General features: G+C 68.0%; 13 protein-coding genes. 7 read left to right on the forward strand and 6 right to left on the reverse strand.

Features of this window, described 5'->3' with window-relative positions; all coding sequences use genetic code 11:
• The first annotated feature begins 50 nt into the window (after positions 1-50).
• The 5 genes from HFP48_RS14065 (at position 51) to HFP48_RS14085 (ending at position 11,075) form a co-directional block, all read left to right on the forward strand.
• On the forward strand, positions 51-1,499 hold the full coding sequence (locus tag HFP48_RS14065; RefSeq protein WP_168579649.1) for a hypothetical protein: 1,449 nt from the start codon (positions 51-53) through the stop codon (positions 1,497-1,499).
• Between the two features lie 1,311 nt (positions 1,500-2,810).
• Positions 2,811-6,524, forward strand: a complete 3,714-nt coding sequence (locus HFP48_RS14070) for a DUF6079 family protein (protein ID WP_168579650.1) — start codon at positions 2,811-2,813, stop codon at positions 6,522-6,524.
• Positions 6,521-9,178: a BREX-2 system phosphatase PglZ gene (pglZ, locus tag HFP48_RS14075; protein WP_168579651.1), complete on the forward strand. Its 2,658-nt coding sequence runs from the start codon at positions 6,521-6,523 to the stop codon at positions 9,176-9,178. Before HFP48_RS14070 ends, pglZ begins: the two co-directional genes overlap by 4 nt.
• A complete protein-coding gene (gene brxD, locus HFP48_RS14080; RefSeq protein ID WP_210432826.1) occupies positions 9,175-10,455 on the forward strand; it encodes a BREX system ATP-binding protein BrxD in 1,281 nt (426 codons plus the stop codon). Before pglZ ends, brxD begins: the two co-directional genes overlap by 4 nt.
• The gene (locus HFP48_RS14085) at positions 10,452-11,075 is read left to right on the forward strand and encodes a hypothetical protein (RefSeq protein ID WP_168579652.1); all 624 of its coding nucleotides are present in this window, start codon (positions 10,452-10,454) and stop codon (positions 11,073-11,075) included. Before brxD ends, HFP48_RS14085 begins: the two co-directional genes overlap by 4 nt.
• 108 nt (positions 11,076-11,183) lie before the next feature.
• Here HFP48_RS14085 and HFP48_RS14090 read toward each other — a convergent pair whose 3' ends face one another.
• Both HFP48_RS14090 and HFP48_RS14095 read right to left on the reverse strand, forming a co-directional pair.
• Positions 11,184-11,519 (reverse strand): type II toxin-antitoxin system HicB family antitoxin, encoded by a 336-nt coding sequence (locus tag HFP48_RS14090; protein WP_003934890.1) that lies wholly within the window; start codon positions 11,517-11,519, stop codon positions 11,184-11,186.
• Positions 11,516-11,767, reverse strand: a complete 252-nt coding sequence (locus HFP48_RS14095; RefSeq protein WP_037216603.1) for a toxin HicA — start codon at positions 11,765-11,767, stop codon at positions 11,516-11,518. Before HFP48_RS14095 ends, HFP48_RS14090 begins: the two co-directional genes overlap by 4 nt.
• Before the next feature lie 116 nt (positions 11,768-11,883).
• Here HFP48_RS14095 and HFP48_RS14100 point away from each other — a divergent pair, with 116 nt between their 5' ends.
• The gene (locus tag HFP48_RS14100; RefSeq protein WP_168579653.1) at positions 11,884-13,989 is read left to right on the forward strand and encodes a DEAD/DEAH box helicase; all 2,106 of its coding nucleotides are present in this window, start codon (positions 11,884-11,886) and stop codon (positions 13,987-13,989) included.
• Between the two features lie 13 nt (positions 13,990-14,002).
• Here the strand turns inward: HFP48_RS14100 and HFP48_RS14105 are convergent, their stop codons facing one another.
• On the reverse strand, positions 14,003-14,746 hold the full coding sequence (locus tag HFP48_RS14105; protein WP_168579654.1) for a hypothetical protein: 744 nt from the start codon (positions 14,744-14,746) through the stop codon (positions 14,003-14,005).
• 202 nt (positions 14,747-14,948) lie between these two features.
• Here HFP48_RS14105 and HFP48_RS14110 point away from each other — a divergent pair, with 202 nt between their 5' ends.
• Positions 14,949-15,569: a hypothetical protein gene (locus tag HFP48_RS14110; protein ID WP_168579655.1), complete on the forward strand. Its 621-nt coding sequence runs from the start codon at positions 14,949-14,951 to the stop codon at positions 15,567-15,569.
• Between the two features lie 717 nt (positions 15,570-16,286).
• Here HFP48_RS14110 and HFP48_RS14115 read toward each other — a convergent pair.
• Genes HFP48_RS14115 through HFP48_RS14125 form a run of 3 tightly spaced genes read right to left on the reverse strand, consistent with a single transcriptional unit; the run spans position 16,287 to position 23,316 of the window.
• A complete protein-coding gene (locus tag HFP48_RS14115) occupies positions 16,287-20,438 on the reverse strand; it encodes a TIGR02680 family protein (RefSeq protein ID WP_168579656.1) in 4,152 nt (1,383 codons plus the stop codon).
• Positions 20,435-21,805 (reverse strand): DUF2398 family protein, encoded by a 1,371-nt coding sequence (locus HFP48_RS14120; RefSeq protein ID WP_029543726.1) that lies wholly within the window; start codon positions 21,803-21,805, stop codon positions 20,435-20,437. The genes HFP48_RS14115 and HFP48_RS14120 overlap by 4 nt, the downstream gene beginning before the upstream one ends.
• Entirely contained in the window at positions 21,802-23,316 is a 1,515-nt protein-coding gene (locus HFP48_RS14125) for a TIGR02677 family protein (protein ID WP_230304469.1), read from the reverse strand. Before HFP48_RS14125 ends, HFP48_RS14120 begins: the two co-directional genes overlap by 4 nt.
• Positions 23,317-23,430 lie beyond the last annotated feature (114 nt).

Here is a 23,430-nt window from a genome sequence, read left to right on the forward strand (position 1 = left end):
CTCACTGGTTTAATCGGCCAACCCTAATGGCGTACCGCAAAGGATATGCAGTGACCAGTCAAGATCCTCCATTTCATACTCTCCATTTCGGTCAGATTGATGCTAACCAAGAAGCCATTGACGAGCCGAGCCTTCTGACGGACGGGTATTTTGATTACCGCGACGCGGCATATGGCGTTAAGTCGCTACGTACGTGGGCTCTATTAGGTCCCAAAGGTTCCGGTAAATCGGCAGTGCTTAAGCATATCGAACTCTCGTGGGCGAATCGATATGACCGATTCTTCACTTACTGGTCGCTGTCTAGTTTTCCAGTAAACGACGTTACGCGTATTGAGACTGGTCAATCGGCGGGCGGGTCGCGCGCCCAATCGGTATGGGAGTTCCTATTAATTTTACGTCTCGTTCAGTCGCTGAACGAGGACCAGTCAGTTTCGGCGCCAGGGTCTTTCGGGGAGATGTCGCAGGCTTTAAAGAGAGGTGGGTATCTCCCTGGTGACTGGCTGTCATCTGTTGTGAAATGGACGAGTTCCAAGCTCAAATTTGATGCGAAGGTCGTTGGCGCGGAAGCGAACTTTGACTCGGCGTCAATCACGCCTCTCGAGGTTACCTCGTACTTAAAACAGCAGATATCATATGTGCGCACTGAAAATAAACATGTACTAGCTCTTGATGGTCTGGACTCATTCTTCTTCGAGTCGAACGACGAGTGGAATTCACTAGCGGGACTGGTTCAAGCAGTCTACGCCCTGAATACCGAGTTCCGTTCAATGGATCTTCCAATAGCGGTTGTCGTAGCAGTCCGTTCCGATATCTTTGATGTCTTGCCTGGCGCAGAAGTTAACAAGCTGACTCCGTATGCCACGTATTTGGATTGGCACGCAAATGGAATTGGGTCGAGGAATAATTTGTGGAATCTACTCACGGCGAAAGCGTCGGTTGCACGGCCGGAGGTGCGTAATATTGTGACGCAGTACCTGGGTACTCCGATTGCTATTGGTCCACACACCGAGATACCTGAGTTTCTTCTAGACAACACTCGGCTCATTCCGCGCGATGCAGTGGCTTTGATGGGGTATCTTCAAAGATGCTACAAGGGAAATAAGTCCGTCACAGAATTGAGTGTTAAGAGGGCTGTCCAGTTATATGCGGAGGAGTACTTTGTCGGAGAAATATTCGACAATCTCGCCGGTGTGCTTCCGTCTCGTAGGGCCCGCGAGTTGGCGTCATTTAAAGACGCGCTAAGAACGGTACCGTCGAGAATATTCACAGTCAACGATTTGCAGGTAGAGCTCGAAGGTGAGCTCGAGCCTTTCGAGGTGAAGAGACTGTTGAAGCAGATGTTCGAAACTGGAGGAATTGGCATACATAATAGGGGGTACACCGACTTTATGTTTAGAAAGGTGTCTGGCGCAGGATTCACGACTCGTTATGAGTTTATGCTTCATGACACGCTTACGCGAGCATGGAATAGGCCGTGGAGGGATCGTAATCGGGGCTGATTTGCAGGTGCGAGCGCGACCGCGTTGAGGGGAGTAACTTCGCTGGATTGAGGACCGGGGCCCCGCATGGGCTGGGGCGGCGCTGCTGGTCGACGCTGATCGGCCTCATGTTTGCACAATGTAGAAGGTGCTGCAGGGGTTCGCCGATCTTGTGGGGCGTCTTATGTTTTGGATGCACATCGTGAGTGACCTGACGCGGTAGTCGGTCCGGTTCGTTTGGTGCGCGAGTACCCTAACGGAATTGCTTTATGCAGAAGGGAAATCCACGTGAGTTCCCGAAATGGCGGCCACCCAGTCAGTCCTGTGCCCTGGGTATCGACAGAGTGGCTGCAAGTGGTCCCGGTGACGAAGCGGACTATGACGCGCAACCTGTTTGTCGGCATGGGAAATGTCGGACGCGGTCACCGTTTGGAAGCGGGTGGTCTTGGCCGGTTCTTCACTCATTCCCAAGCGCATCGAGAAGCGGACGCCCTGCGGGCGGCTGCGCCCAACCCATCGGAGACCCTACGGCTCCCTGTATTGCCTTCGGCCCCTTCCCCAACGCTGCCCGGTCACCATGCCCCGATAGACCATCTCGGCCAGCACTTCTGGCCCCACGTCGGAGGTAACGTGCGGCTTGCGCTGGACCCGGTCGTTCGTGTCGACCCTCACGATCGGGTGCTCCACCGCCAGAATGGAGACGAAGGATACTGGCGCCCAGTCGGTTTCACGCACGGGAATGGAACCCTGCGCGCAGCGTCGAAGCGCTGACGTCGGACCTTGGGAGATGAGCGACGAATGCCCGACATGCCGCGGCCACCGGAACGGCCCGCGCACACGTCGCAGCGAAAACACCTCGAGCCTCTCGACCGGAAAGGTCGAGAGGCTCGTTGGGTCAGGACGCCAGTGAGAACCCCGGGCGGGTGAGAAAGTGGAGGTCGGCGTCGAATGCCGAACCGTGAGAATTGCGCCCTGGGGGCGTGTGGATAGACTCCACCGTACGGTGCATGACAGCGCTCCTGTCGTGTGCCCAGGCCCCGGTTCGGTGTTCCAGCACCAGCCGGGGTCGACCTGTATTCAGGCCGGTGCAGGGATGGTCCCGCGCGTGGCGGGGAGCGTCAACCTCGAACGCATGTTCGTGTCGCGCGATCTGGTGAGCCGCCAGATCTGGGGTCCGCCGCGCGCCCACTGTCGGGGATGTGGAGGCGTCACCGATCCGCCGCGCGCGTGGGTGGTGCCCGGTAACGTCGCCGTCCTTTGGCAGGATGAATTTCACAGCGACCTCCACCACGGCCGCTGTCCCGAGAACCATGAAGGAGGGGCGGAGTAAGCGTGAGCATTCTGCTGCGGGACGTCATCGACATTCCTGAACGCATCGGCGCCGACGACTACGTGCTGCGCCTGACCGACAGCACCGACAACGACGCACACATCCGCGCCACCGTCGACTCCTACGTACTCACCGACTCGCTCAAAGACAACTTCGCGGCCGCGATCTCTCTCATCTCCGACGCGATCACCAAGAACACCTCCCGCGGCGCCTACCTCGCCGGGTCGTTCGGCTCCGGTAAGTCGCACTTCATGGCGGTGCTCTACGCCCTCCTCGGCAATCACCCGGCCCTGCGCACCGAACGATTCCGCGACCTCACCGACCGCTACGACGCCAACATCGCCGGCAAGAAGATCCTCAGCCTCACTTACCACTTCCTCGGCACCAAGTCGATGGAAGAAGCGATCTTCCGTGGCTACGTCGACCAGATCCGCCGCCTACACCCCGAAGCGCCGCTGCCCGCCCTGCACGTATCCGACACCCTCCTCGCCGACGCCGAGCACCTGCGCGAAAAGATGGGTGATGAGCGGTTCCTCTCCGGACTCGGCGGCGACAGCGCGGACGGCGACGACGCGTGGGGCGGACTGGTCTCCGACAGTTGGAGCCTCGAGCGGTACCGCGCCGGGCTCGTCGCCCCCGCGGAGAGCGAGCAGCGCAAGGAACTTGTCTCCGCGCTGGTGCGCAACTACTTCACGTCGTTCCTCGAGCAAGCCGAATACGTCGACCTCGACCGCGGCCTGAGCGTCATCTCCGAACACGCCAAAGAACTCGGCTACGACGCCGTGGTGCTCTTTCTCGACGAACTGATCCTCTGGCTGATCTTCTACGTGCGCAACAACGAGATCTTCAGCCGCGAATCGCAGAAGATCACCAAGCTCGTCGAAGGCTCCGGAAACCCGCGGCCAATTCCCCTGGTCTCCTTCATCTCCCGTCAGATGGACCTGCGCAAGTGGCTCGCCGATGCCGGCGCCTCCGGTGCCGAGCAGGACGCATCCGATCGTGTACTGCAATACCAGCAGGGCCGGTTCCGCACCATCGAACTCGGCAACGACAATCTCGCCGAAGTCGCGAACATCCGTCTGCTGCAACCGAAGAGCGACGAAGCCGAGCAGGCTCTCGACGAGGCATTCCGCACCGTCACACGCAGCCCCGAAGTGTGGGACGTGCTGCGTGATTCGATGAACACCACCGAGGAACATCGCGGATCCTCCGAGCAGGAATTCCGGCTCACCTACCCGTTCTCGCCCGCACTGGTGTCCACGCTGCGCGAACTCGCCTCCGTGATGCAACGCGACCGCACCGCGCTGAAGGTGATGCAGCGCATGCTCGTCGAACGCCGCGACACCCTCACCACCGCCGACCTCATCCCCGTCGGCGACGCCTTCGGACCCATCGTCGACGGTGAAGAACCCATCGACGGTGTGGCATCCACCCTGTTCAAGGCGGCCGACTCCCTCTACCGCGACAAGATGCTTCCCCTGCTGCTCACCCGCCACCAGGTGACCCAGGAGCAACTCGACACCGACCCCGACTCGGTGCCCGCCGGATTCCGCGCTCACGACCGGATCGCCAAGACCCTGTTGCTGTCCGCCATCGCCCCGAAGGTCCCGGCGCTGCGCGACATCACCGCCTCCCGGCTCGCAGCCCTCAACCACGGATCCATCAAGACCCGCATGAAGGGTGGCGAAGCCCGCGTCGTTCTGGGCGTGGTCCGTGAATGGGCCAAGGACATCCCCGAGATCACCGTCTCCGAGGGCGCCAACCCGATCATTCGGGTGCAACTCTCCAACGTCGACTACAACTCCGTTCTCGAACGCATCCGCGGCGAAGACAACGCCGGCAAGCGCAAGGTGCTCATCCGCACTCTCGTGCACAAGGCGCTCGGCGTCGACACCAGGCAGGACGATCTCGCCGGCGGCGCCACGCGCACCGTCATCTGGCGCGGTTCCCGTCGGGAGGTCGATGTGGTGTTCGGTAACGTCCGCGACGCCTCGTCGGTGCCCGAACAGAACTTCGACAACCGGCCGGGCACCTGGCGGCTCGTCATCGACTACCCCTTCGACGAGGGAGAATTCTCGGCGGCCGACGATATCGCCCGCATCGACCGACTCCTTTCCGGCGGCGATCGGCACACCATCGTGTGGTTGCCGAAGTTCTTCTCCGACGAAGCCAGGCAAGACCTCGCATTGCTCGTCAAGCTCGACTGGCTGTTCGGCGGTACCGGGGATCGCTGGCAGGAGAACACCGACCACCTGTCGCCTGCCGACCGGGCGCAGGCCCGAGGCATCCTCGAGAATCTCTACCGGGGAACGCTGAATGCCTTCGAGCGGCTTCTCGAGCAGGCCTACGGCATCGAAGCGGCCGATCCGAAGTATTTCGTCGACGACCCCGGTCACACCGAGATCCTCACCTCCCTCAGCAAGGACTTCAGCCCGAAACTACCCACCGCAGTGAACCTGCGGGACGCCTTCGACAAGGTCGTCGACCAGGCATTCACGGCGTTGTACCCGAATCATCCGCAGTACCCGAGCCCGGATGACGAGGTCACCACTCGCCACTACGAGATCGTGCGTGGTTTCGTCGAGGAAGCTGTCGCGGACCGTCAGGGTCGGGTACCTACCGCCGGCGCCGAACGCAAGGTTGCGCAGCGCATCGCCGCGCCGCTGAAGGTGGGCAAGGCCACCGAAGACCACTTCCTGTTCGGGGAAGACACCTTCGCCTACTGGGCCGGTGAACTCGACCGCGCGGCCGCCGAAGCGGACCGCGTCACCGTCGGCGCGCTCCAACATCGCATCGACGCCGTCAGCCCCGCATGGGGTCTGCGTCCCGAAGCCCGCGACCTGATCGTGGCTGCGTGGGCGCTGCTCCGGAAACGTGCCTGGTTCGAGGCGGGCGCGCCCGTCCCGGCACCGCCGCTCGGACGGATGCGCGAGAGCATCGAGCTGCGCGCCGAGGAACTGCCCGAACAGGCGGCGTGGGACGCCGCCCGCACCACGGTCAGCTACCTACTCGGTTACACGATGCCGCGCACCTTCCTCACGGGCGCGAACGTCGCAGACTTCGCGCAACAGGTGCGCGCCAGGGCGGGGGAGAAGACCGCCGATCTCCGGCAGCTCGCCGACCGGCTGGCCGACGCCCACCGCGTCCTGAAACTGGATGTCACCGACACCGACCGGATCAGCGTCGCTCGGGCGCTCGTCGACTACCTCGACACCCTGGCCGCCACCTCCGGTAACGTCGCGCTCATCGACCTGCTCGCCACCGCACCCGTGCCGGGCTCCGCGGAATCGGCCGGTCGGATGCGGACCGAAGCTGCGCACGACGCAGCAGCGCTGCGGGGCTTCCAGTGGAAACTGGTCGGAGCATTGCTCGCCGGCGCCGAAGCTGACGGTGAGCGAGGCGAATCCGCGCGGGTGATCGTGAAGAAGCTGAAAGAGCTGATCACCACCCCGGGAGTCTCCCTGGCCGACCAGCTCAACCGCACCGAGACCCGCGTGGTCGAGTGGGTGGTAAGCGGTGGTCCCGGTCCCGGTCCCGGTCCCGGTCCCGGACCCGGTCCCGGTGGCGGTGGTGGCGGTGGCCGTGGAGGCACAATCACGGGCCCCGACGAGGTGACCCTCGCCGACATCGCCGACATCGAGTCCGTCGCCAAACGACTGCGCGCAGCCCACAAGAAACACGGCAAGAACCTGCACGTGAAGTGGTGGGTGGAGTGAACACCCTCACCGCCACCCGCCCGATCATCACCGCCAAGCTCGCGAAAGCCGTCGAAAAGCGCTACAAGAGCGGTGTTCTCGGTCTCCGTGCCGCGCCTGCGTGGGACGGCAGTACCTTCCAACACGACGGAACCCCGGTGACGGTCGTGCCGTGCCCATCCACCCTCGCGGTGTGGGAGGCTCTCGAATCTCGCGCCGACGACCAGTGGCTCGTCATTCTCACCCCCGTCGACGACAAGGACCTCGGCGACGGGGTGCTGGCCCACCTCATCGACGGCCGGCTCCTCAGCCCCGACCCGTGGGACGCGCTGCGCTCGACATTCGCCGCCACCACCATCGAACCCGCCCTCTACCGCGTACCCAACGACCGGGCATTGGCGCTCGGATTGCTCGCGGCGATCCCCACCGCCGCGATCACCCCCGCGCCGGGTGGTGTGCTCACCCGCACGCACGTGATGTCCACCCTCGCGCGCGGTGTTCTCGCGATCACCGACGATCCCGCCACCGAGATCGACACCCTGGCGATCCTCGAATGGAGCCGTCGTTCCGACGTCATCGATAACCTCGCCCGCCTCCGCGTAGACGGTGGCGCCGAGGTGATGAAGGCCGTCGCGGAGTGGCTTGCCGAACTAGCGGGAAGACTCGGCAAGCCCGTGGCAGCGCTGCTGCAATCCCAGCGGATCACCGAGCTGGTGCCACTCGGACTTCTCGCCGGGCTGGTCACCGACCCCCCCAGCACCCTCGAGCGGGGACTGTTCCTCGGCGAGTACGGACTCCGTCGCCTCGACATCGAGGACCTCGAAGCCTGGCACGACGACACCTCCGGGCTCGTCGTCGGCACCCTGATCGAACGGGAACGGCGGGCGGTCCTCGAATCCGCAGCTGCACACGTGCGCGAGCTGAGCATCGAACATCTCGCCGAGCGGTCCGAACTGCTTCCCCAAGGACTCACCGCGCGCCTCGACGAGCTCGCGAGGGCGATCGAGGTTGCCCTGCCCGGCGACGCCTCGTACGGCCCGAAGCAGGGCGGCATCGACAGCGTCGAACTAGCGTGGCAGAGGGTCTTGCAGCACCTGTCGGCGCGCACCTCCACCTCCTGCCGGGCTGCCGAAGCGGCCGTGCGATTGCTGCGGTGGCTCGCCGTGGACACCCCCACCGCAGGTGGGCTCGACACGTTGACCCACCGGTACGTCGACGTCGACGGCTGGGTCGATGCCGCCCTCGTGACGGCGCATCGAGGTTCGGATCATCGGCGTCTGGCCGAGGCGATCACCCGGGTTATCGCCCTGGTCACCGCGCGCCGTCGCGGTCACGACCGCCGGTTCGCCACCGCCCTCGCCGACACGCCGCACCCCACCGGGGCACTCGTCGAACAGTTGCTGCCGGCCGTGGTGCTGCCCCTGGCCAAATCGGCGCCCACGCTGCTGATCGTGGTCGACGCGCTGTCCGTCGCGGCCGCAACGGAACTTGCTGCGGCCGCTGCGGAAGCCGGTTGGACTGAGGCGGGTGTGCTCGGATCCTCCCGTCGGACGGGTGCGCTCGCGGTCCTGCCCACCCTCACCCAACGCAGCCGCTGCTCGCTGCTAGCCGGTGAGCTGCGGGAAGGAAGCGACGCGGCCGAACGCACCGGCTTCCTAAAGCTGCTGCGTGATGCGAAGTTGGAGGCGGCCCCCGGGCGCACCGACCCGATCTTCCACAAGAAGGCACTCGACACCGTGCCCGCCGGTGCGGACCTGGCCACCGACGTCGCCAACGCCATCGCCGACACCACCGGCCGTCCACTCGTGGCCGCGGTTCTGAACTTCGTCGACGACACCCTTCACCACACCGACCCGGGTGGAACCGACTGGGGCATCGACACCATCACCCACCTGCGCGCCCTGCTGCAGGCCGCGCAGCGGGCCGGTAGGGCGGTGATCATCACCTCCGACCACGGGCACATCATCGAGCGTCGCGCTTCTGTCAAACGAGACCGCGTCACGGTGTACGGGCAGCGCGCACACGGTGACCTCGACCGATTAGAGGACGGCGAAATCGTGGTGCGGGGGCCGCGGGTGCTCACCGACAGCGGCGCGGTCGTGCTCGCGGTTGACGACACCATCCGTTACGGACCCGTCAACGCCGGTTACCACGGCGGAGCCAGCCCTGCGGAGGTCGTGGTGCCGGTGCTCGCTCTGCACACCGGAGTGCGTCCGGACACGCTCACCGCACTCGGTCCTGTCGAGCCACACTGGTGGCACAGCCCCGTCCAGGTCGATGCCCCCCAGGTGCGCCCCGCGCCGGCCGCGAAGCAGGCGGCACCCACCCTCTTCGACAGCGAAGAACCCCTCATTGCCGACGGCGGTGGGGATGTGGCCGATCAGGTGCTCGCCACCACGGTCTTTGCCGATCAGATCCGGCTGGCAGGCCGGATCGTGGTGCTTCCCGACCAGATTCGCGCGCTGCTGGCTGCACTGCTTGCGGCACCGGCGCGGGAACTGACCACCGCCCATGCCGCGGCTCTCCTCGGACTGGCCCCGAGCCGAGTCGGAGGGGCGTTGCTACAGATCAAACGGGTTCTGGACGTCGAAGGCTACGAGGTGTTGCTGCTCGACAGCGGTGTCGTCGGACTCGACGAAGCAGCGCTGCGCGAACAGTTCGGGATCGAATCGTGAGCGCGGCGGTGTCGCCACGGAGGCGACGAGAAATCCTCGACGCGCTGCGACGCGGCACCGTCCCCGCGAACGGTCTCGACCAGCTCGCAGTCGGACTCGGTCGGTTCGAATCCGAACTCGACGCCGAGCTCGAGGTGGTCGCCAGCAGGGGAGCGATGTTCAAGGCCGTGCGCGGCGACTACGGCTCCGGCAAGACGTTCTTCGCCCGCTGGCTCGCCGATCGCGCCACCAAACGCGGTTTCGCCGTCGCCGAAGTACAGATCAACGAGATCGACACGCCACTGCACAAGCTCGAAACCGTGTACCGGCGCAGCATCGAATCCCTGCGTACCGCCTCGATTCCGCCGTCCGCGCTGCGTCCGATCCTCGATGCGTGGCTGTTCACCATCGAAGACGACGCCACCCAGCAAGGTGTGAGCGTCGACGATCTCCTCGAACGTCGCCTCGCCGACGTCGCCGCCCGAGCACCGGTGTTTCCCATGGCGATTCGGGCCTACCGCCGGATGGTGGCGGAAGGGGACAACGACGGCGCCGACGGGCTGGTCGCCTGGCTCGGCGGCCAACCGCATGTCGCAGCCTCGGTCAAGCGCCGCGCCGGCATCAAGGGCGACCTCGATCATTTCTTGGCACTCGGCTTCCTACGCGGACTCCTCGCGGTCCTTGCCGACGCCGGCAACGCCGGTCTGCTGCTAGTGCTCGACGAGGTCGAGACTTTGCAGCGGGTGCGCTCCGACGCACGCGCCAAAGCCCTCAACGCGCTGCGCCAGTTGATCGACGAGATCCACGACGGGCATTTCCCGGGCCTGTATCTGCTGATCACCGGCACACCGGCGTTCTTCGAGGGTCGGCAGGGCATCCAGTTGCTGCCGCCGCTCGCCGACCGCCTGCACACCGACTTCTCCCGCGACCCGCGCTTCGACAACCCGCGCGCCCCGCAACTCAGGCTGACCGGCTTCGACCTGGATCGGCTCGTCGAGCTCGGTGGACGGGTGCGGGATCTGTTCTGTAGCGGAATCGACTCCGCCGAACGTGTGCGGGCGACCGCAGACGACGAGTTCCTCCGCCGCTTCGCCGGTGCGGTCGCCGGCAGTCTCGGCGGTCGCGTCGGGATCGCGCCGAGGTTGTTTCTGCGCAAACTCGTCGACGTCCTCGACGTGATCGAGTTGCACCCGGACTTCGACCCGTACACCGATTACGAGATCAAGATCGGGGCATCCGAGTTGTCTGAGGCCGAGCGGGAGGTCGTGTCGGCGGACGATGTGGAGCTGGACCTGTGAGCTGCCTCGAGATTCCGAGCAGCCCGCGCGCGTTGAGTGACGACACACTCCGCCTGGCGCGGCTCGAACAGGCGAAGAAGGCACCATCGGTTCTGGAACTGAACCGGCTGATCTGGCGCATCAGCAAACGGGAAGAAAGCCTCGACCGCCTTCCGTACCTCGATCCGACCTACGGCGGTGTCGACGCGGACGTCATTCTGTTGCTCAAGGCACCCCAAGCCGACGCAGATCCGAGACGAGGAGCGGGTCGGTCGATCTCGCTCGACAACGACGACGAAGTGGCCGCGACACTGTTCGAGATGTTCCGCGAACTCGGGATCGAGAGGCGTCGGTGTGTTGCGTGGAATATCTGCCCGTTCGAGATCCGCAAGTTCAATCCCGACGACGCCGAGCTGGCGAAAGGGAAGAAGTACTTCCGGTCCTTCACCGAACTGATCCATTGCCCGCAAACCGTTCTGGTGCTGGGCAGCAAAGTTGGGGACGGGTGGAAGAAGCATTCGTTCGATGATGTAGTGCCTGGTGCGCACGTGGTCTTCGGCCCATCGCCGTCCCCTCCGGGAATCAACCGGCCTGGCGCTCGAGACGAACTCCGTGCTGCCCTGGTCGGAGCATTCGGTTGAAACGTCCGGTCACGGTGTGGCGGCAGGTGTGCGGCGATCGCCGTCGCGGATCTACTTGCGGCTGCGGACGAAGGGCCGATGAACGAGTGGGTGTCTGGGTGCGACGGGCTATGCGTTCGCCAATCGCTGGACGGCTAGCTGGTTGAGAGAGACGTGACGTTCTGCAGCTTCGATTGCGAGACGTCGATGCAGCTCGGGGGAGGTGCGAACGTAGATCGTACCGCTGTAGGAACGTTCGGCGAAGGGTTGCGGCACGGTTTCGCCGTTGGTGATCATATCGCCGATCACACTCTCGACGAGACGGACAAGGCCGGCCAATGCTTCGCTCTGATCGCTTTCGAGCCACGACAATCCCGGGAACTCCAGCACGGTGGCCACGTACTCGTCGTCGTCCGGCGACCACTGAACTCGGTAGCTGTAGTGACGTGCGTCCGGTCGGCTCATGACTCCTCTTCCATCTTCTCGATCGCTGCCAACACCTGTTTGACCTGGTACGGTTTGGCCTCCCCGTTCTTGCCGCGCTGGATGTTCACGCGTGGATCGCCCGGCCACGGTGTTCGAAACACGGCGTGACTACCCCCATCGTGGCGAGGTGGCCCGAAGACTTCCACACACAACCGATGCAGATCCTCGTAGCGGACGTTCCGGGGATTTTGGGCGATCCTCGATCGAAGCTTCTCTGCTTTCGACACCTCTCAATGCTAGCGTATGCGCTAGCGCCACGCGGGAGTGAAGTTGCTGTTGACAGTCCTGACGCGAATGATCGACGAGTGTCCCCGAACCCGCATGTGATCGAGCGATTCGATTCATGACCGACAGCGCATTCACCCTTCTCCATCCCGGCGTGCAGTACCACCTCGTCAACACGCTGCGTTGGGACGGCCTTCGCCCCACTCAAGCCGTCGCCGTCGAACCGATCCTCGCGGGCGAGGACGCCCTCGTCCTCGCCCCGACCGCGGGAGGCAAGACCGAGGCGGCGGCTTTCCCTCTGCTCTCGGCGATGGCCGAGCACGATTGGCAGGGCACGTCGGTGCTGTACGTGTGTCCGCTGCGGGCACTGCTCAACAACCTCCAACCACGCATGCACACTTACGCCCAGTGGCTCGGCCGCACCGCCGCCGTGTGGCACGGCGACGTCGGCCAGTCCGCGCGGCAGCGGATCCTGCGGGACCGCCCCGACATCCTGCTCACCACACCGGAATCGCTCGAGGCGATGCTTGTCTCCACGAAGGTCGACCCGCGCGTGCTGTTCGCAGGGCTACGCGCCGTCGTCGTCGACGAGGTTCACGCGTTCGCCGGCGACGACCGGGGCTGGCACCTCCTCGCCGTGCTGGAACGGCTCGCGCGCATCGCCGGCCGTCCCCTGCAACGCATCGGGCTGTCGGCGACGGTCGGCAATCCCGACGAGCTACTGCAATGGTTGCAGGGTGGGACTCCGGGCCGGCCTCGTCGCGTAGTCAACCCAGCAGTTCCCGCTGCGGCCACGCCACCTGAGATCACCGTCGACTACGTCGGCTCGATCGACAACGCCGCCAAAGTCATCGCTGCCCTGCACCAGGGCGAGAAGCGCTTGGTGTTCGTCGACTCGAGACGCCGCGCCGAAGAACTCGGTGCGGCCCTGCGCGAACGGGAAGTGGCCACCTTCCTGTCGCACTCGTCGCTCTCGGCTGCCGAGCGGCGCCGGTCCGAAGCGGCGTTCGCCGAGGCGCGGGATACGGTGATCGTCGCGACATCCACCCTCGAACTCGGAATCGACGTCGGCGACCTCGACCGCGTCATCCAGATCGGTTCGCCACGCACCGTCGCATCGTTCCTCCAGCGTCTCGGCCGCACCGGCCGCCGCCCCGGCACCACCCGCAACTGTCTATTTCTCGGCATCGACGACGAACAGGTACTACTCACCCTGGGCATGCTCGAATGCTGGTCGCGCGGATGGGTGGAGCCGATTGTCGCACCCTCGTCCCCGCGGCACATCTCGGCGCAACAGATGCTGGCGCTGTGCCTGCAGGAACACCGACTCGGGGAGAAGAGTTGGCGGGACTGGTGGGGTTCTCTGCCGATCTTCGACGAGCACGCCGACGACATCATGGCGTTCCTCCGCGCGCAGGGTTTCTTCGAGCGCGACGGGAGCTTCCTGCACATCGGACCCGAGGCCGAGCGCCGATTCGGACGGCGATACTTCTCGGACCTGACGGCCGTCTTCAGCGCCCCTCCCGAGTTCACCGTGCTGGCCGGACGCAACGAGGTCGGCACCGTGGGCACCGATCTGCTGGTCGAAGAGGTCGACGGCCCCCGCGTGCTGTTGCTCGGTGGTCGCTCGTGGAGGGTGACTCATATCGATTGGCAACGGCGCCGGTGTTTCGTCGAACCCGTGGACGGCGGCGGGAAGGCCAAGTGGTCCGGCACAGGCGGTGGGGTGTCCTACGACATCACACAGGGCATGCGCGCAGTGCTGCTCGGCACCGTACCTGCAGGAGTGACACTGACCCGACGCGCGGAAACGGTGCTTGCCGAACTACGGCAGGGCTACGCCGACAGCGTTGATCCGGACGCCTCCGTGCTCACGATGCCGTTCGAAGGCTCGGGACGGTGGTGGACCTGGGCAGGAACCGCGGCCAACCGCACTTTGCAGGCGTCGCTTCCGACGCTGGTCGATCCCCGGCAGCGGGTCGACGAAAAGTCCTTGCGTCTCCTTCCGGACATCACCCCGGCAAACGTGAGTGTGGCTCTGGCCGATCCTCGTTGGACCCTCCCGCACGTCGCGCAGAGCGCCGTGGCCGGACTGAAGTTCTCCGCCGCGCTGCCACCGGGACTTGCCGAGAGAACCCTGGCGGTGAGGCTCGCGGACGAACCGCATGCCCGAGTTGTCGTTGCGACGCGTCGGCGGATCCATCGGACCGCCCACGACGAATAAGCACCCGTCCGAGTCATGCACTACTCGCATACAGCGTCCGGTGAGTGCGGTCGTGGGCAGCGCGAGGATCAGCCCGCCTGCGAGCGCTCGGCACCCCGATGGGTGCTTCCGGCCACTCGAATCCGATGCGGCGGCACGGGCAGCGAACTGCTCTGCCGAGTTCGTCGTCAGGCCGCCAGCCGTACTCGTCGCAGTTGCCGCAGGTGGGTGGAAGTTTCGGCCGCGGCGGACGCAGTTCCTGCCAGGTCGGGATCCACGCTGCCGCCGAGCGGGCGGGATCTTGTGGTCGATGGCGTTCGAGTGCCGCGCGCACGAGCGCGTCGATGCCGTGGACGTCGACCGCGTGCGCGATCATCGAGGCCTTCTCCGCGGTGAGGGTGTCGAACCGGGCGGTGAGACCGGCCCGGCGGCACGCCACGGCCAGTTTCTCGACCTGCGGATGATGCTGCCGCTGCGCCGCCTTCGCGGCGCGGGCGGGAGGCGTCGGGCGCGACGCAGCAGGTTCAGCTCTTGGTTCAAGGACGGTTCGGGTGACATGCGTGTCACCCCGTGGCCGCTCGGCTGTCACCCCGTGCGCGGGAGCGGGGTGACGATGTGTTGCCCGCCGCATCGTCAGGTTGTAGCAGGTGGGGCGACGGTCTTCGCGAGCGATGGTGGCGGCGACGCGCTGCTGGTCGCCGCGGGAGATGAGACGGAGCTGGGCGAGGGCGGCGAGGCAGCGTTGCACCTGCCGCCTCTGATGGCTTGACGCGGTCATGCTAGTTGGATGCAGCGACTGCACTGGAGCGGTCTACGCGGTTGTCTGGTCAGCATCGTGTAGTTTGCGGTGAACTGCATGCGTGTTCGACGGAGTTCGGAGGTCAAGATGGTCCGTGCGCGCCGAGCAGGGGTCCATTTGCATACCGGTGCTCCCGCGAGCAAAGCACGTACGCCCGTGTGGGGTGCCCGAGACATCAAGAGTGCCGTCGTCGATCCGGATGCACCTCGAAAAAAGTGCACCGCGAGCGCGGCCCGCGAAGTGCAGTTGGTGCGGTTCACCGAACGCTGTTGCCGGATCCGATCCCAAACGTTGCAAACGTTGTGTCAAGCACGAACGCACCATCGCTACAGCGGAGAAGTACCTGGCCTCCAAGGGGCTGCGTCCGCTCAGTGGTTCCTTCGCTTCGGACAGCCCGGAAGAGAAACAGCACCGCAGATCCGCTGCGAAGGCACGTACCGCGCTCAACAATGTGCGTCGGCAACCGTCGAAGAAGAAGTCCGGCAAGAGCGCTGAGAAGTCTCGTTCAAGTCAACCCGAGGCCATGCGTACCGCCAAGGTGCCGGCGACCACCGGCACGACACCCAAGAAGAAGCCGACGAGGAAAACGAAGACTACGGGGAATGCGGCGATACCCGATCCGACGGACGACCGACGACTTCTCGCATCGGTGCAGTTGCGCATTCGAGACGAAGAGAAGCAAGGCTACGACCAAACGGCGAGCGGTCGAGCGCGCCTTGCCGAACTCCGCGAAATGGAGCGCAGATTGCAGCGCCGTCTTGCGAACCGAGGTGACAATTCCGGTGTGACGTATCGACACTGAGCAATGCACACGAGTGCCGGCCGTCGTCGCTGTGTACCGCTGCCATCAAGGTTCTTCCTGATCATCCGCGATACACGATGTCGCGCCGCACAACCGGTACATCTTGGCTTCATATTCGGCGATCGACACTGGTCGATCTTTCCGGGGAGAGCGGTGCCACTGGTTCCGTCAGCGGCCACGCACCACCGAGCGCGTTACTCGCGGCCTTGGGCGCCGGTGGATCGGTCCTGCACGGCCTGCAGGACGAATGCTCGAGAGTCCGGTGCGGCCCGTACTCCGTCTTCGGAAGCCATTGTGTCCCAATGTGTCCGCGACGATCACACGCCTGTCACCGTGCATCCCGGTGAGTGCGGACAGGCGTGTCAATGCGTACCGACCGGTCAACTCTTCGGCGTGTCCGTCGCCTTTGATTCGAGAGCGTGCAGCGCCGGCGCCCGGGTAGCGACAAAATTCTCCGAATCCGGCCCGGTGCTCCTCCGATATCTGCCGCAGTCGGGAGCTCCGACTTGGGTATCGGCGGGCCACCGGTCCGCGACGCGACACAACGTCACCGGCAAAATCCGACCACAGCGGAACATCTAAAAAAACCGAAAATGAGGCCACTTCCCTGACTGAACCGCTCACACAGCCCAGAGACAGGACCCGCCGCCCGGCGCATCCGAGCAGAGGTGGATACACCGACTCCCGCATCGATCCGGTAGGGGAGCGCCCGCACCCCTACGCGAACTCGAGCGCCCCCTCCACCGGCGCCGGCACTCGCCGCGTGCCCGGCGACCCCAGCGCCGCCGCCAGATCCGACCCGTCGTGCTCGGCGAGCAACCCGCCCTCCGACCACACCAGCAACGTCGCCCCGACCGTGTGCTCGGCCACCGAATGCGCCAGATCGTAGTGCGCACACGCCGGCACCCCGGCATACGTGATCCACAGGTCGTAGCCCGTCATGAACAGATCCAGGTCGAACTGCACGCTCAACCCGAGCAGCTCCGCGCGGCCGTTGTCGTCCACCCCGGCGAACGCCTCGTCCAGCGCCAGCAGCCGCGGCGCCTGCGGATCCGCCGAATCCAGCATCACGTGCGCCGCCGCGAACAACGGCAGATGCAGCGACACCGACTGCTCACCCCCCGACAACGCCGAATGCCGCGCCACCGTCAGCCGCTCCTCCGCGCCGTCCGCCCCGATCAACCCGAACGCGAACACCCGCCACCGCCGGTAATCCAGCGTCGTCGCCAGGATCTCCGGATACGACCGCTCCGGATGCGCCGCCCGCTCCGCCCGGATCCGCGCCGCGAAATGCGCCCGGACGCTCGCCAGCTCCACCGGCCCCAGCGCCGAAACCTCCCGGTCCAGCAGCCGGCACACCGCCCGCGCCTGATCGTCGAGATGATCGGCCGGCACCCACCGCACCCCCACCGTCGTACCGGACGACATGCGCCGCTGCCGCATCTCCGCCCCCATCCGGGCAATGAGATCCCGCGCGTCCTCGGTGCGCTCGTGGATCTGCTGCGCCAGCCCCGCCAGCAGCGCATCCTCGAGGATGCGCCGCTCCGCGTCGGTCAGCAGCAGCTCCTGATCCCGCCGCGCCGCCGAGATCCGCACCGCGAACTCCGCCACCGACGAAAACCCCTGCTCGTCCTGCACCCGCACCACCGTCAACCCGTCCGGCGCGTCCCACTGCAGCCGATAGTCCTGACCGGCCGCCGCGAGCTGCCCGTCGAACTCCTGTAACGCCGACGTCAACGCCGACCGGGCCGCCTTGCGGGCACCGTCCCCGCCCTTGATCGTCGCCGTCGCCGCCGCCAGCGCCGCGTACAGCGCCCCCACCTCCGCGGGCACCGCAGGCACGTCCCCGCCCGCCCGGGCGAGCCGGTCCACCACCTGCTCCGGCGCCGGCCACGCCGCCGCCGACGGCCACCGCAGCTCCTCCGAGATTCCCAGCAGCGACAGCACATCCGGCCGCGCATACGGCGCCAGCTGTGCGGCGTCGGCCCGCGTCTCGGTCAGCGCCGACCGCAGCGCCTGCTCCGCCGCGACGTGCGCCGCCTCCGCCTTCCCGAGCCGCTCGACCGCGTCGTCGTGCGCGCGGCGCGCGGCGCGCTGCTCCACCCGCGCCGCCTCGATCCGCTCGCGCGCCTGCGCGAGCTGCGCGTCGATCTGCTGCGCGTCGGCACCCAACGCCTCGCGCAGCGTCCCCAGCCGCTGCTGTTGCTGCCCCAGCGACTCCTCGGCCGTCACCGCCCGCTCGGCGGACTCCTCCGCCGCCAGCCGGGCGTCGTCGCGCCGCACCTGCGCCTCCCGCGCCCGCTCGGCCGCGGCGACGTGCTCACGCCGGGCCCGCAGCACCGCCTGGCCCTGCGACTCGAAGAACCGGATCGCCGCCGCCAGATGCTCGAGCTCGCGGGCCGTGTGCGGCGCCCGGTGCCGGGCCGCGACCGAGCGCACCCGCTGCTCCTTCACGGCGCACTCGGCGATCACCTGATCGAGGTCCCGGTCCGCCGCGGCCGCCGCCTCCCCGGCAGTGCGCAGCGCACCCGCGCACTCGCTGACCTTCCGCAGCGCCGCCAGCACCGCGCCGGTGCGCGGCACCGCCGCCGCGGCCCGCTCCAGCTGCGCGAGCCGTCCGTCGAGCTCCGCCCGCTCCGCCTCCGCGCCCGCCAGCCGGTTCTGCGCCGCGGCGATCTCCGCGTCGAGCTCGGTCACCCGCAGGCGACGGCGACGGGCCCGCGCGGTGGCCCCGATGTACTCGACCTCCGCCTTCGTGTGCCGGCCCAGCTGCACCCCCTGGCGGTAGCCGCCCCGCTCGTCGACGGCCGGGCCGGTCTCGTCCGTCACCGCATCCCGCACCGCGACGGACGCCAGCACCGCCCGCACCCGCTCGGCCGGCACCCCGGTGTCCGGCTCCACCACCAGCACGTCGGCCAACGTCCGGCCGGTGGGGCGCTGCGCCGGCGGCACCGGCATCAGCGCGACCGCCCCCGCGGGCACGTCCCCCGCACCGCAGCACACCCAGCCCGTCAGCAGGTTCGCCGCCTCCAGCGCGGCCTCGAGTCCCGCGGCCGCCTCCGCGCTCACGTCGTCCGCGAACCGCACCAGCCGCCACAGCGGCGCCCCCGACGGGTCCGACGACCCGGTCGGCCGCATCGGGAACGACGGGGGAGCGTCGTCGCGCTCGGCCTCGACCAGGTCCCGTTCGGCCCGCAACACCGCGATCCGCTCCCGCGCGTGCGTGATCTCCGCCTCCAGGCCGCGGCCGCGGAACCGCAACTCCTCGACCACCGGGGCCGTGCGCTCGGCCAGCGCCGCCGCCGGCGTCGCGGCCTCGTCGTCGCCAGCCGCCGCGATCGCCGCGGCAAGCGCCTCGACCAGCTCCTCCGGCAGGCCGAGCACCGACCACGTGTCCCGGTGACCGACCCACCACTCCCGCAACAGGTTCGACGCCTCCGCGCGGGCCAGCTCCACCACCGCGTCCGCCGTGGCCACCGCCGCCCGGGCCGACTCGAGCTGCGCCCGGCCCCGCTCGGCGGTCGTCTCGGCCCGCACCCGCGCCGCCGCCGCGCCCTCCGCGGCCGCCACCGCCGCCCGCACCGCCCGCACATCCGCGGCCCGCTCCTCCGCACACGCCGCCACCGTCGCCGCGATCTGCTCGCCCGGCGCGTCCTCGGCCGGCGGCGCCCACTCCACACCCGCATCCCGCGCCGCCGCGGCGAGTGCGTCCTCGGCGCGGCCCACCGCGGCCGCCGCGTCCGTCGCCGCGGCCGCGGCCCGCCGCGCCTCCTCGTCGCGCTGCGCCAGCTCCGCCCTCGCGCGCTGCGCCTGCTCCGCCTGCCCGGCCGTGGTGCGCTCGAGGTCCGCCACCACCTGCGCCAGATCGTCGAGCTGCTGCTTGCCCTCGTACGCGCTCGACCGCTGCAGCGCCTCGAGAGTCGCCCGGGCCTGCTCGAGGTCCCGCTCCGCGAGCTCGAGCCGCTCGTGGGCCTGCGCCCGCTCCGCGCCGGCCCGGTCGAACGCCGTCATCGACGCCGTCCACTCCGCACTCCCGCCCTCGACCGCCGCCAACCGCGCCCCGAGCCGGTCGACGTCGGCGCGGGCCTGCTGACCCAGGTAGGTCGCATACACCGCGACGAACCGCTGCGCCGCCTCGTCCGCCGCCGCCAGCGACTCCAGCGCGCGCGAGACCTCCTCCATGTCGGCGAACGACCGCGCCGCCTCGAGCACCAGCTGCTCGTCCAGCGGCCGCAACCCGTCGGTCAGCGCCTGCGACAACCCCTTCGGGTCCAGGTTCTTGGCCAGCTGCGGCCGGCGCAGCGTCAGGATCAGGTTGATCAGCTGGTCGTACCGCTCGATCCCGAGCCCGAACAACCGCGCATCGATCGCCGCCCGGTAGTCCACCGGCCGGTCCGTGACCGCGTCGGCCCCGACCTCCTCGATCAGCTGCCGTCGCGTCAGCGGGCGATCGGCCGCATCCAGCAGCGAGAAGTCCACACCGACCCGGCCGTCGACGACGAAATACCACCGCGTGACCTTGTCGTTGCCGCGCGCCGCCCGCATCCCGACCCCCACGGTCACCGCCTCCGGATCGTCCCGGCGGCCGCGGCAGAACTCCATCCACACATACGAATACGCGCTGTCCTGCCCCTGGTACAGCAGGTTGGACCGCATCGTGCGCTCCTCGCCGGCGAACGGGTTCAGCCGCCGCGGCTCGATACGCCCGTCGAACACGAACGGGAACAGCACCTCGAGCGCCTTGGTCTTGCCCGACCCGTTGGGCCCGCGCAGCACCAGCCGGCCGTCCGCGAACGAGAACTCCTGGTCCCGGTAGTCCCACAGATTGATGATCCCGGCACGTGTCGGCCGGAAACGGGCACTGCTCACGACATCTCCGCTTCGTTCGAATCCTCACCGGCCGGCGCGAGGCGCGGGTCGCGTTCGCGCACCGTCACCACCACTCCCCGGAACCGGGCCAGCGCCGGCAACGCCAGCACCCCGCCCGGCACCCGTGCCACCAACCGTTGCCGCTGCAACAACGTCACCGCCGCCTCCAGCAGGCCCGCCGGGTCGGCCTGCCACTGCGCGGCGAAGGTACGGCCGAACTCGTCGACCAGCTTCGCCGCCGTCTCCGCCAGCCAGCTGTCCTCGACCAGCGGATGCGTCGGCGCCGGCTGCTGCGCCGGTGTCGTGTCCGCCGGCCCGGCGCCGGCATCACCGGCCAGCGACGCGAACACCCCGGCCGCCGGAATCGCCGCGTCCAGTCCCGCCTCGAGTTCCGCCTCCGCATCCGCCGGCCTCGGCAACCGCACCGGCACCGACTCCGGATCCGACACCCGCGCACAGATCTCCCCGGCCAGCAACAACGCCACCTGCGGAACCGTTCCCACCCCCGGGAACCGCAGATCCGACATCCGCCCCGACGAATCGACCAGCGCGACGCCCTCCGCGCGCCGCTCGGCCACCAGCCCCGTCAGCAGCTCGATCCCCGCGGTCGTCCGTGGCAGCGCCAGCTGCAGCCGCGCGTCGTCGTCGAGTTCCTCGGCGTACACCACCGGTCGCTGCACCAGCGCCCGCCGTACCCGCCGTGCCACCTCGGCGGTGTCCGCGATCCGGTCCCCGTCGCGGCCGTCACCGGCGGCGAGCAGGCCCCGCACCGAGCGCAGGTGCTGTAGCGCGCGCGGCGGCCGGAACAGCGCCGCCACCACGGGCCGGTCGATGTCGTAGAGCGCCTCACCCCGGTCCGGATCCGACACCCAGCCGCCGGCGTCGCCGTCCGCCAGCGTTATCGCCCCCCGCGCGGCGAGCCACGCCACCGCGTCGACGAACGCGTCCCGGTCGGTCGCACGCTCGGTGGCCAGCTCCACCCCGGGCACCTGGCCGGCCTCGGACGCGACCTGCTCGGCCAGTTCCGACAGCGTGATCTGCCCGCCGGCGCGTCCCAGCGCCGCCAGCGCCAGCGCCAGGTAGGCGTACCGGCGACGGTCGAAGGGCCGGTCGGTGACCGTGCGCGCGCCGCCCCCGGGATCGAGCCGGTCCGCGACGGTGAACAACCGCGCGGTCGTCTCGGTCACCTCCAGCCGGTATCCGAACAACTCGAGCAGGTCCTCCCGCAGCTCCGTCGCCCACCGGCGCAGCAGCGGCAGCGCGGCCCGGTCCGGGTACTGCGCGGTCACCAGATGGTGCGACAGGATCAGGCGCGCCGCCCGCTGGTACGAATCCCGGTCGAGCGGCGAGATCCGCCGGGCCCTCACTGCACGCTCACCCGCAGCCCGTCCAGATGCAGCCGGCCCCGCGCCGTGCGTACCACCGTGCCCTCCGCGGCCGGGCTCAACGTCAGCCGCACCCCGTTCTGCGTGCCCGTCGCCCCCGGCACGGTGCCGCTGACCGGAACGCGCGCCGACAGCGCCGCGTCGAGCAGGCTCAACAGCACCTCGGTCTCCGGCTCGGACAACTCCCGCTCGTCCACGCCGCCCGCCGCCAGGGATCGCGCCGCCTCGGCCCGCGCCCGCTGCGCCGCCAGCTGCCGCTCCCGCAACCGCCGGATCCCGGATTCGTTGCGCTGCACCCGCGCCGGCGCCCCCGCCGACGGGGTGCGCCCGGTCTCGGCCAGCGTCCGGGCGATCGGGACGGGTGCCGCTTCCCACCACGACGTCGTCACCGGGATCGTCTCCGGGTCGGGATGCACGGCGGAGAAGTGACGCGGGCGGCCCAGGTCGAACACCGCTCCGAACAGCGCGTGCGCCGACTCCTCGCTCGGCGCGGCCGCGAACCAGCCGGCCAGGTGCCGCAGCTGCGACTCGCGGCTCACCCCGCCGCGCCGGGTCTCCGTCACCCGGCGCAGCAGCGCCAGCACCGCCGCGATCGCGCTCATCGTGCCCTCCCGCAACCGCTCCGACTCGCTCGGCACGTCCCCGGCGCCGACGAACCACCGCTCGAGGCCGCGCCATCGGGCTCGCCAGTCCGCCTGCCGTTCGGGTGCGGGCAGCAGCACCCGCTCGTCGTGCGCGGCGGCGAACCCCAGCATGCGGTCGATCCCCGTCTCCTGCACCCGTGCCAGCGCGGCCGCCAGCTTCGGTGCGTAGCGGGCCAGGTCCGTGCTGAACTCGCGCATGTGCGCCAGCACCGCATCCTTGTGCGCCAGGAACGACTCGGGCGTGACCTCGGTGGTGCGCACCAGGTCACCGAGCATCAGATAGAACCCCGCGGCCCGCTCGGCCATGTCCGACAACGTCGTGTCCAGCCGCGACAGCTTGCGATAGATGAGCTCTCCGTCCCCGGCCGCGTTCGCGGCCGCCAGCTCGGTCAGGTCGGCCAGCAGATCCGCCAGCGCGAGACGCGACAGCGACGCGTCCTCGCCGCGCGCCCGCAGCACATCCTCCACGGCCCGGAAGGCGTGATAACCGGCCCGGCCGAACTGATACACGTAGTGCCGGTTGCGGTACTCGGCCAGCGACGCCGCCCGGGTGCCGTCGTAGCTGCGCTCGAGCACACCCCAGGCGTGCAGCTGCTCGAGCAGCGGTGCGACGTCCTGGGCCGACAGCGCCGCCGCCGGATCCGCCGAGCCGGTCCGCTCGAGGATCGCCGCGACCTCGGCGGCGTGCAGCAGCACCACGTAGTTGGCGCGGGCGAGGTCGAAAGCACGCAGCACCCAGAGGTATTCGGCCCGCTTCTCGGCCGTCGCGAACGAGAACAACCGGAGCCGGTCGTGCTGCACCCCGGCCCCCGGATCGGTGGGCCCGGCGGGCGGCTGCGTTTCGTTCACCGTGACAGGGTAGGCGGGGGCGGCCCTCGTGCCGCGCAACCCCCGGTGCCGTGCGCGCCACACCCGGGCGGAGGTGCAGCCCGTGCCCTTCATGGGCGTCCGGCCGCCGCCGGG

Origin of the sequence: Rhodococcus sp. DMU1 (genome assembly GCF_012272955.1) — a bacterium.
Classification (GTDB): Bacteria; Actinomycetota; Actinomycetes; order Mycobacteriales; family Mycobacteriaceae; genus Rhodococcus; species Rhodococcus aetherivorans.